We start from the raw sequence: 544 nt of genomic DNA, 5'->3' as shown, positions 1-544 counted from the left end.
GGTAGTCGTAATTGCGAGTAAAATACTCTACATCGCGATTAGTTCTTCCTAAAGCAATGTAGCTGAAGAAATCGGTTGCTTCTAAAGTCTCTGATTCTTTAAACCATTGGGCTTCTTTGTCTTTTAGAAACTTTTTAGCTGCCTCAGTAGAGAGTAAAGTTGCTTTACTTTCTATCTGGTAGATCTCATTATAGAAAATGAGTCTGCTAACGATTTGAGGTTGTACCTTGCGGAAGAAATGTATCTCTTCTGCTTGGTCCGTAAAACCTCGTTGCTGTACCTCTCCCTTAGCCTCCTTTAAGAGGCCTTTTAGGAACTGTACCATTTCTAAAGATTCTTTAACCACGGCGGATCCTTCCAGCGTGGTTTGGCGTTCTCTTACAGCCAACTGATTCAAAATTTGTTGAAACATAAATTAAATATTAAATTTATTGCGCTATATTACGAAAAAACAATGATATACGCAAACTTAAAAAAATCTTCATTTTTTAAACAACTGGTTTTTAGGAGATTTACAATTAGCTCCACGCAAACGTGCGCTGCT

At 37.1% G+C, this 544-nt stretch carries 1 protein-coding gene; it reads right to left on the bottom strand.

Annotated elements, in window-relative coordinates; genetic code table 11:
- A partial coding sequence (locus tag HMPREF1551_RS11580; RefSeq protein WP_021629345.1) for an RteC domain-containing protein occupies nt 1-412 on the bottom strand: 412 nt, incomplete at its 3' end.
- Nucleotides 413-544 lie beyond the last annotated feature (132 nt).

Origin of the sequence: Capnocytophaga sp. oral taxon 863 str. F0517 (assembly GCF_000466425.1) — a bacterium.
Classification (GTDB): Bacteria; Bacteroidota; Bacteroidia; order Flavobacteriales; family Flavobacteriaceae; genus Capnocytophaga.
The sequence above is the reverse complement of the archived record's forward strand: the minus strand, read 5'-3'. Positions and strand labels throughout refer to the sequence as shown.